Genomic DNA, 8107 nt, shown 5'->3' on the forward strand with positions numbered 1-8107 from the left:
GCTTCGGGGGCGAACAGCGAGTTGGCGTCGGAGAACACGATGATCTCGCCCGTGGCATGCCGCACGGCGGCGTTCAGCGCCAGCGCCTTGCCGCCGCGGCCTTCCTGGCGCAGCAACTCGATGCCTTGGTCGGCGAAGCGGCGCACGATGTCGTCGGTGCCGTCGTCGGAGCCGTCGGACACCACCATGATCTGTAGCTTGTTCTTGGGGTAGGTCTGGCGCAGCATGTTGCGCAAGGTGGCCTCGATGCAATCGGCCTCGTTGTAGGCCGGGATCAGCACCGTGACGTTCGGTTGATACCCGTTTTGCTTGCGCACCGGGCGCGGCCGCACGATGCCCAGCAGGGCGATCAGCAACGGGTAGACCAGATAGGGATAGACCAGCAGGAAGATCGAGACCCAAAAGACTGCTTCGATCATGCGTGCGCTCTCGGTTGCGTGAGGGGGGCGGCAGGCTGAGCGCCCGGCGAGGACGAGTCCGGCTGCCCGGCCCGCTGAAAGCGGATGACCGTGCGTGGGCCGGCAGTGAACCGCAGGGTTTGCATGTCGCCGTCAGCCGGCGGGGCGGCGGTGAGGTTGCCACCCTCGACGCCCAGCAACTCGAAATGGGGGACCACAGTCAGTGTGACGTTGCTGCCGGGCTCAGGGGCTTCGAGTGTCAGCAGACCCTGGCGAGCGTCGAGGTCGAGCGACCGCAGCGGCCCGCTGACTGAGTGGATCGGGCCGATACGGGTGCGCAACTGCGCGTCTTGACCAGATGCCGCGGTGATGCCCGTGAGCGTCAGATGCTGCGCGGTGCAGCGTTCGAGCCGGTGGGGGGCATCGAGCACGTAGAAGGCATGCGCCGGCTTGGCGATGCGGTAGTCGAGCCACTGCGAGGGGTCGCCGGCCTTGCCGTCTTCGGCGGCCTTGGCGATGTTGCAGGCCTGGCGCGCGGTGACGTAATGCAGCTTGAAGCGCTGGCCGTCGTTGTAGTGCTCGTTGAGCAGGCGGTGCATCTCGAAGGCGCGCTCGCCGAACAGGCCATCAAAGTCGCGCTCAACGGCGCCGTGCGTGTGCAGCTTGATGAACAGCCACTCGGGGCGGCCTTTCACGTGCACCTGGCAATCGATCCATTTGCGGATGCGGTCGGCGCGGCCCCAGTTTTCAGTGGTGAGGCTGGCGTTCTCGATGCGCGGGTAACCCGGCGCGCGCCAATTGATGCCGAGCGGCCCCTGCATCAGGAAAAAGCCATCGGGGCGACGACCGACGGCGGCATCCTCTCCCCAGTCGTGAGACTTCGAGCGCGCGGGGTTGTCCACCGCGTAGTAGATCGAGTTGATCTTGCGCGTCTGGGCCTCGTTGGCCGACGGCATGGTCAGGTCGCCCCAGCAGCCGAATTCTTCGAGGATGCTGAGCTCGCCGTTGACGCCGCAATAGCGGCCGTGGCATGAGTTGTCGAGCGCCCAGTCGCCGTGGATGAAGCCAAAGCGCTGCGTGGGCTGCTCGCCCGACTCTTGAAGCAGGCCCCAGCTGCGGTAGTCGGCCAGGCTGGCGCCGAGGTTGCGGCGCAGCGTCTCGGCCGTGTCGCCGTGGTGGTGGTAATGCAGCTCGACCTCGCCCAGCCCGTCGAACACCATCTGCGCCAACGCGGGCAGGTGTTCGCTGCCGTGGTGCGGTGGGTAGAAGAAGGTGTGCAGCGGCGTGGTGCCGAACCTGGCTTCGCAGCGGCGCTGCATGGCCGCGTACTCGCGATGCCAGGTGCTCACGCGCTCGGCGGGTTGGTCTGTGCGCTTGGCCTGGTGGCGCGGCTCGTAGTGGTCGCACACCAGAAAGATCAGATGCGTCAGCCGGTTGCGGCGCGCCAGCTTGCCGGCCAGTCGGGCCGGCGTTTCCAACGCATAGGTTGGCAACCACAGGTCAAGCCGCCGTTTCAGCATGGACGCTATTCAATGTCTCGAAGATCAAGGTTGGCCGAGGGTCTCGACGACGAGGCGGTGCGCGCGCAAGATGGTCTGGGCGTTGTCGCGCCAGGTGTGGTGCGCGGCGACGTGCTCGCGGCCCGCCGCGCCCATGCGCTGTCGCAGGGTGGTGTCTTGCGCCAGGCGGATGATGTGGTCCGTCATTTGTGCCGCATTGCCGGGCTCGATCATGATGCCGGTCACGCCTTCTTTCAATACTTCAACCACGGGGGGCACGCTGGGCGCGATCACGGCCTTGCCCATGCCCCAGTACTCGAACAGCTTCATGGGCGAGCCGTAGTTGTTGGAGTTGAGCAGGACGGCGATGTCCATCGCGGCCACCAGCGGCGGCACTTCACGGTGCGGCTTGCGACCCGTGAACACCACGCGGTCGGCGTAGCCCTGTTCGCGGCAGAAGGTTTCAAGCTGCTGACGAAACTCGCCGTCGCCGACGAACAGAAAGCTCACGTTGTCGCATTGCGTCAGCACCTTGGCGATGACGGCCGGAAACTCGGTGATGCCCTGCCAGCGGTTCATGGTGCCGACGAAACCCACCACCACCTCGCGCAGCCCGAGGCGGGCCTTGAGATCGGGGTCGACGTGGCGCCGCGGGTTGAACCAGTCGGGGTCGATGGCGTTGTGGCAGACGCTGATGTGCGCGCTCGGGATGCCTTCGCGCTCCAGCATGCCGCGCTGCACCTCGGTCACGGTGATCACGTGGTGCGCCCACAGCATGGTGCGGCGTTCGATCCAGCGCGCCAGGCGGCGCAGCGTCAGGCCGTAATACTGGGCCCAGGCCTGCGCGTACGGCGTGTTGACCTCGAGCACCAGCGGGATCTTGTGCAGGCGCGCGAACAGCGGCCCGGCGAAGTTGTAGAGCGCGTAGCGTTCGTAGATCAGGTCGGGCTGATAGGCGCGCACGGCCTTGCGCAAGCGCACGTAACCCAGCGCGTTGTAGCCCAGTTGCATGAGCTCGAAAACCGGCCGTGGCACGGCTTCCTTGATGCGCGCGATCAGCGGCGGACGGGCCGTGATTTCTGCGCGGTGCGCCGCCTTGGGCGGGCCGATGACGAGCACGTCGTGGCCCAGATCACGCAGCGCCTGAACGATCGCGGAGATGTGGATCGACTCGGGCTCCTCTCCTTGCGTGCGATGGTGGTACAGAATGCGCATGAAGCCGGTATTCGGAGGGCTGAGAGCCGATATTTGAATGCTGAAAAAGCAGTCGGTCAGTATCGCATGATGGGTTTTGCGGCAACGGTAATCCTTCTCGCTTTACACGATTGCGAGGCACGCTCCCCCCTGAGTCAGGGCCTGTCGCGATGCAGCGGAGACGGGCTTCGCGCCTATCCTTGCCGGCTCGTCTATCTGGTCTTGAGCTGAGGCAGTCATGAACGCATACGCGCAACTTCAATCGGTTTTACGCACTCAACCGCGCGCGTGGCTGGTTACCGGTGTGGCGGGCTTCATCGGCTCCAACCTCTTGCAGACCTTGCTCGAGCTCGATCAAAACGTTGTCGGGCTCGACAACTTCTCGACCGGTCATCGCCACAATCTCGAACTGGTGCGCGCCGAAGTGGGCGAGGCGCGCTGGGCGCGCTTTCGCATGATCGAGGGCGACATTCGCCATCTCGAAGACTGCCGCCAGGCCTGCGCGGGCGTGGACTACGTGCTGCACCAGGCTGCGCTGGGCAGCGTGCCACGCTCGATCGACGACCCCATCACCACCAATGCGTCGAATATCGACGGCTTCTTGAACATGCTGGTGGCCGCGCGCGATGCGCAGGTCAAGCGCTTCGTCTACGCGGCGTCGAGCTCCACTTATGGCGACGAGCCCAACCTGCCCAAGATCGAAGAGCGCATCGGGCGACCGCTGTCGCCCTACGCCGTCACCAAGTTCGTCAATGAGTTGTATGCCGACGTGTTCGCGCGCTCGTATGGCTTCAACACCATCGGGCTGCGCTACTTCAACGTGTTCGGCCCGCGTCAGGACCCGAACGGCGCCTATGCGGCGGTGATCCCGAAATGGGTCGCGGCCATGATCAAGAACGACGAGGTCTGGATCAACGGCGACGGCGAGACCAGTCGCGACTTCTGCTTCGTGGCCAATGCCGTGCAGGCCAACTTGCTGGCCGCAACAGTCGAGTCGGCAGAGGCCACGAATCAGGTCTACAACATGGCCGTGGGCGACCGCACCACGCTGAACGACTTGTTCGAGGCCATTCGCGCGGCGCTGCTGCCGCATCACCCCCACGTGGCGGTGTTCAAGGCGCAATACCGCGACTTCCGGCGCGGCGATGTGCGCCACTCGTTGGCCGACGTGGGCAAGGCGCGGCGCCTGCTGGGCTACGAGCCCTCGCATCGCATGCGCGAGGGGCTGGTCGAGGCGGTGAGCTGGTACGTGAGGTCGGTGGCCTGAGGCCGCGAGCCCGATCGCGTCGGGCCTGGCTCAGCGGGGCGCGAAGCGGTCTTTGAGTGTCAGGAAGTGGCGCTCGAACAGGTGATACGACAGCCAGCCTGCCCCGAAGGTGACCGCCGTCCCCGCGGCCACATACACCACGTTGACCCACGCTGACCCCAGCGCATCGACGCCCAGCTTTTGCAGCACCGGCTTGCCGATGAAATCGTGAATGGGCTTGTGCAGCACGTACATCGCGTAGCTGTATTGGCCGATGGTGGCGAGCAGCGGGTGGCGCAGCGCACGAGCCCAGATGGCTTGATCGGCGCGTCGATCGGGCTGTGCCTGGTCGGCACCGTCGGCCGAGGCTCCGGCGCACACGAACAGGGCGAACACCACCGACAGCACTGCGTAGCCCGCGGTTTGCTCGATGGCGCCGACGCGTGTGTAGCCGTGCGTGACGAACAAGCCGGCCACGCCCAGCGCGGCCGCCCCGAGCAGCAGCTTTTGCCGGTGCTGGCGCAGTCGGCTGCTGAGCTCGGGAATGCGCAGGGCCGCCGCCATGGCGCCGCCCAGGGCGAGGGCGTCGATGCGGCAGATCGAGAAGGTGTAGGTGGCCGTGGCGACGACGCCGTGCGGCAGGTCGTCTTCGTACATCAGCACGCGAGCGGCCAGGCTCAGCAAGGCCAGGCCGAGGCCCAGCCACAGCACTTGTCGTGGCGTGCGGCCCAGCAGCAGGAAGGGCCACACGAGGTAGAACTGCTCTTCGAGCGCGAGCGACCAGAAGTGCGGAAAGGTGCGGCTGGCCAGATCGGGAAACGGCGCCGTCCAGTTCGAGAGATACGTCCAGAGCCAGATCTGATGTGGCGTGTCGAATTGCAGTGACGCGCTCGTGATGCCGAGCAGCGGCAGCATGACGAAGGCCACGATCAGCACCGCGTAGTACAGCGGGAAGATGCGCAGCACGCGGCGCACGAAGAAGTCGCGCAGCGGGCGGGCCGAGCCTTGGGTGTCGAGCAGGATGCCGGTGATCAGGCTGCCGCGCCGCGCTTCATGCGCCGGTACAGGGTGTTGCGGCTGATGCCCAGGCGCCGCGCGGCTTCGGAGAGGTTGCCGCCGGTGGCTTCGACCACTTGCTCGATGACTCGGTCGGACAGCTTGCGCAGGTCGGTGCCGTCGGGCTCGGCGCTGGGGGCCGCGGCCGGCTGGGGCGCGTAGGCGTTGAGGTCTTCGAGCAGATCGTCGGGCATGTGCGGCCACTGCAGCTGGGTTTCGCCCGGGTCGAGCATGGCGCAGGCGGCGCGCAGCACGTTGTGCAGCTGGCGCACATTGCCGGGCCAGTGGTGGCTCTGCATGGCGGCCAGCACGTCGGGGTGGATGCACAGTTGTTGCTGGGGCGCGATGCTGCTCAGCAGTTGGGCCGTGAGCGCATAAAAGTCGCGTCGCTCGCGCAGTGCCGGCAATTGCACGGTCAGGCCGTTGAGGCGGTAGTAGAGGTCTTCGCGGAAGTGCCCCGCCTTCACCTCGTGCCGCAGGTTGCGGTGGGTGGAGCAGATCAGGAAGAAGTCGACCGGCACGGCCTTGCCGCCGCCCAGCGGGGTGACTTCGCGGTCTTGCAGCACGCGCAGCAGGCGGGCCTGCAGCGACAAGGGCATGTCGCCGATTTCGTCGAGCAGCAGGGTGCCGCCGTGGGCCTCGCGGATGCGGCCGGGCGCGCCTTCGCGGCGCGCGCCGGTGTAGGCGCCGGCAACGTGGCCGAACAGCTCGGCCTCGATCAGGGTTTCGGGCAGGGCCGCGCAGTTCACGGCCACGAAGGGGCCGCTCGAGCGCGGGCCGCTGCGGTGCAGCTCGCGTGCGAACACCTCTTTGCCGCTGCCCGATTCGCCTTGCAGGAGCACCGGGATGCCGTGGTCTTGCATACGCATCGCGCGGTTGTGCGCGGCGGCGAGTTGCGGGTCGAGCTCCACCGGTTGAACGCGGCCGGCGCCGACGTTGCGGCCCGCTCGCGGCACGGCGCGCAGGCCCGACGGAGCAGGGCCGGGGGCCGATACGGTGGGGCGGGCCACGTCGGCCCGGATGTGCAGGGCCAGGCCCGCCGGGGTGGTGACGTGCCGCGCCAGGCCGGCCGCCACGGCGCCGGTACGCACGCCCAGCGCGCGCTCAAGCGTGGTCGCGCCGATGTCGCTAGTGCAGAGGTCGAGCCAGACCAGCGCGGCCGCGTTGGCGCCGACGATCCAGCCGTCTTCCGACACGGCCAGCAGCCCTTCGCCCACGGTGCCCAGGCCCTCGGCGTGGGGGTGCAGCCGCACGCGCAGGTCGGCGGCGTGGCGAGCCTCGAACAGGCGGTGCTCGATCATGCGAGCCGCCGAGCGCACCAGGGCAAAGGTGTGCGGGTGCTGGCTGCGGTGGTGGCCCGATATGTCGAGCGCGCCCAGCAGCGTGCCGCGCGGGTCGACGATGGGCGCCGCCGCGCAGGTCAGGAAGGTGTTGCGCTCCAGAAAGTGCTCGGCGCCATGGATGACCACGGGCCGGGCGTCGGCCAGCGCGGTGCCGATGGCGTTGGTGCCGCGATCGCTTTCGTGCCACAGCGCGCCAGGGCGCAGCGAGACGCGGTCGGCGCGCTCGATGAAATCGGCGTCGCCCAGCGTGTGCAGCAGCAGGCCGCGCGGGTCGGCCAGCACGACCATGCTGCCGGTGTCGCGCATCTGGTCGAACACGAATTCCATCACCGGTCGCGCTTGCGCCAGCAGATGTTGTTGGCGCTCCAGCGCCTGACGCAGCTCGGTGGCGTCCGCCAGGGGGGTGTCGTGGAGCTCGCTCAGCGGTTGCAGCCCGGCGCGGCAACTGCGCTGCCAGGAATGCGCCAGGTTGTCGCGCAGCAGCTCGGCGGGGACTTCGCCCGATTCGATCAAACGGCGGCGCGCCTCGCGCAACCGATTGCCGCTGGACAGGTGCAGGGGGTGGATTTGGGCGGTCGGGTTCACGGCGCTCAGTATGAGCCGCCAGGGGGGGCGGGGCACCGGGAGACTCCCTGTGCCGTTTCGAGACAGTGGCTCGCCGTGCCACAGGCCGTGAACAGTTCACGGCGCAGGCGATTCGGGCTTTGCCTCAAATAAATCAAGCACTTAGACGGCCTTTGCGGCATGGCACGCGCCGTGCGCGGCGGCTGGTCGGTTTATTCGACCGCTTGTCCACTCAACAGGAGACCTCGACATGACTTACGCCTTGCCCGGCGCCGCTGGCGCCAAGATCGCATTCAAGACGCGCTACGACAACTTCATCGGCGGCAAATTCGTCGCGCCCATCGATGGGCAGTATTTCGACGTGATCACACCGATCACCGGCAAGCCCTACACCAAGGCGGCCCGCTCGGGCGCGTCGGACGTTGAGCTGGCGCTCGACGCGGCCCACGCTGCCGCCGCCAAATGGGGGCAAACCTCGGCAGCCGAGCGCTCGAACGTCCTGCTCAAGATCGCCGACCGCATCGAGCAGAACCTCGAGTTGCTGGCCTACGCCGAGACGGTGGACAACGGCAAGCCGATCCGCGAGACGTTGAACGCCGACATCCCGCTCGCGGCCGATCACTTCCGCTACTTCGCCGGCGTGCTGCGCGCGCAAGAGGGCACGCTCAGCGAGATCGACGCCAACACCATCGCCTACCACTTCCATGAGCCGCTGGGCGTGGTGGGGCAGATCATTCCGTGGAACTTCCCGATCCTGATGGCGGCCTGGAAGCTCGCCCCGGCGCTGGGGGCGGGCAACTGCGTGGT

At 67.3% G+C, this 8107-nt stretch carries 7 protein-coding genes; 2 read left to right on the forward strand and 5 right to left on the reverse strand.

The genetic code is table 11. The features are described 5' to 3' along the window. The 3 genes from ACE3SS_RS13965 to ACE3SS_RS13975 form a co-directional block, all read right to left on the reverse strand. Window positions 1–419, reverse strand: a 419-nt coding sequence (locus ACE3SS_RS13965; RefSeq protein ID WP_374594953.1) for a glycosyltransferase, incomplete at its 3' end; no start/stop codon positions are given. Continuing rightward, window positions 416–1918: a hypothetical protein gene (locus ACE3SS_RS13970; protein WP_374594955.1), complete on the reverse strand. Its 1503-nt coding sequence runs from the start codon at window positions 1916–1918 to the stop codon at window positions 416–418. The genes ACE3SS_RS13970 and ACE3SS_RS13965, both read right to left, overlap by 4 nt. Window positions 1919–1942: 24 nt before the next feature. Further along, window positions 1943–3112, reverse strand: coding sequence for a glycosyltransferase family 4 protein (locus ACE3SS_RS13975; protein WP_374594957.1), 1170 nt, complete (start codon window positions 3110–3112; stop codon window positions 1943–1945). Between the two features lie 217 nt (window positions 3113–3329). On the opposite strand from ACE3SS_RS13975, the gene ACE3SS_RS13980 reads away from it, so the two are divergent. Next, window positions 3330–4358, forward strand: coding sequence for an NAD-dependent epimerase/dehydratase family protein (locus ACE3SS_RS13980; RefSeq protein ID WP_374594959.1), 1029 nt, complete (start codon window positions 3330–3332; stop codon window positions 4356–4358). Window positions 4359–4388: 30 nt separating this feature from the next. On the opposite strand, the gene ACE3SS_RS13985 is transcribed toward ACE3SS_RS13980, so the two are convergent. Then, window positions 4389–5372, reverse strand: a complete 984-nt coding sequence (locus ACE3SS_RS13985; protein WP_374594965.1) for an acyltransferase family protein — start codon at window positions 5370–5372, stop codon at window positions 4389–4391. Further along, window positions 5369–7321 carry a sigma-54-dependent Fis family transcriptional regulator gene (locus tag ACE3SS_RS13990; RefSeq protein WP_374594961.1) on the reverse strand — a complete coding sequence of 651 codons (1953 nt, stop codon included), beginning with the start codon at window positions 7319–7321 and terminating at the stop codon, window positions 5369–5371. The genes ACE3SS_RS13985 and ACE3SS_RS13990 overlap by 4 nt, the downstream gene beginning before the upstream one ends. Before the next feature lie 229 nt (window positions 7322–7550). Here ACE3SS_RS13990 and ACE3SS_RS13995 point away from each other — a divergent pair. After that, window positions 7551–8107 (forward strand): aldehyde dehydrogenase family protein (locus tag ACE3SS_RS13995; RefSeq protein WP_374594963.1); only part of this gene is annotated, 557 nt, incomplete at its 3' end.

The sequence above is a fragment of the Aquabacterium sp. genome (genome assembly GCF_041915145.1).
Lineage (GTDB): Bacteria > Pseudomonadota > Gammaproteobacteria > Burkholderiales > Burkholderiaceae_C > Aquabacterium.

What these genes read in the sequence shown, in the direction of transcription:
- ACE3SS_RS13970 (WP_374594955.1), bottom strand. Translation starts at nt 1,918, where the DNA reads ATGCTGAAACGGCGGCTTGACCTGTGGTTGCCAACCTATGCGTTGGAA.
- ACE3SS_RS13975 (WP_374594957.1), bottom strand. Translation starts at nt 3,112, where the DNA reads ATGCGCATTCTGTACCACCATCGCACGCAAGGAGAGGAGCCCGAGTCG.
- ACE3SS_RS13980 (WP_374594959.1), top strand. Translation starts at nt 3,330, where the DNA reads ATGAACGCATACGCGCAACTTCAATCGGTTTTACGCACTCAACCGCGC.